Annotated in this window: 1 pseudogene; it reads right to left on the bottom strand. The window is 45.3% G+C overall.

Features of this window, described 5'->3' with window-relative positions:
• A pseudogene (locus R7Z47_RS24265) lies at window positions 1-886 on the bottom strand (calcium-binding protein); the annotation flags it as partial.

The following is an 886-nucleotide window of genomic DNA, read 5'->3' as shown; positions in this document are numbered from 1 at the left end:
CGAGGTTCCCATCCGCACTAGCAATTGGCACGCCGGAGTACGCACCTGTAAAGGTTATTGATTTAACGGTAAAGTCACTGTTGTCTTCAGTATCCGGGCCATTGCCATTACTGGCCGCTTCGAGGATGATTTTATCAAAGCCCCCCTGTTGAACATTGAAATTCGCCGCGTAATCACCACTGCTTGCGTCAGAGCTGAACGATTGCTGAGCAATTAATACACCATCTCTATAAAAAGATGCGCTGCCTTTCTCAAGTTCACCACCAAACATTTTCTCAAATTCTATTTCTGCTCCATAAGCAACTTTATTGCCTAAGTCTATGATTAACTGCTCTGATACACCCTCATTACCCGCGAATCGATAATCGACTTCGTTTTCTAACTGGAAGCCGTTGTTACCAGAACTTTTAACGCCAATCCCTTCTGATGATTGATTGATTTCAGCTGTTCCCAGCATCACAGATTCGTCAGACACAAAACCGTTTGCAGTCACAACAACGTCCCCAAATGTTCGACTGGTTGCATCTGCCTCACTTCCTGCAAAATCTATACGCCCTGTCAGAACGATTGGTGCATCAGTAAGCGACACATCAACGGGTTGAACAACCACAGGCACGTATGGGCAATCGTCTTCAACGACCACATTTAAGCTTTGAGATGTCGTTGTTTGTCCATCACTTACAGAAATCTGTAAATCAAAGTTGATGATGTCTTCCACATCATTAACAGGATGATCAAGTGGCTCAAACAGAGTAATAGTATAGTCCCAAGAGCCTTGACCTGAAGCTGAAGGCTCGCTCAGCACAACAGTAGCAACAACGCTCAGGTGAGCAGTTTTCGCAGTCAGCGTTTGAGTACTGTTGTCCCACGTCCACGATATAGGCTC

Origin of the sequence: Vibrio sp. 1641 (assembly GCF_033339995.1) — a bacterium.
In the GTDB taxonomy this organism is placed as follows: domain Bacteria; phylum Pseudomonadota; class Gammaproteobacteria; order Enterobacterales; family Vibrionaceae; genus Vibrio; species Vibrio alginolyticus.
The sequence above is the reverse complement of the archived record's forward strand: the minus strand, read 5'-3'. Positions and strand labels throughout refer to the sequence as shown.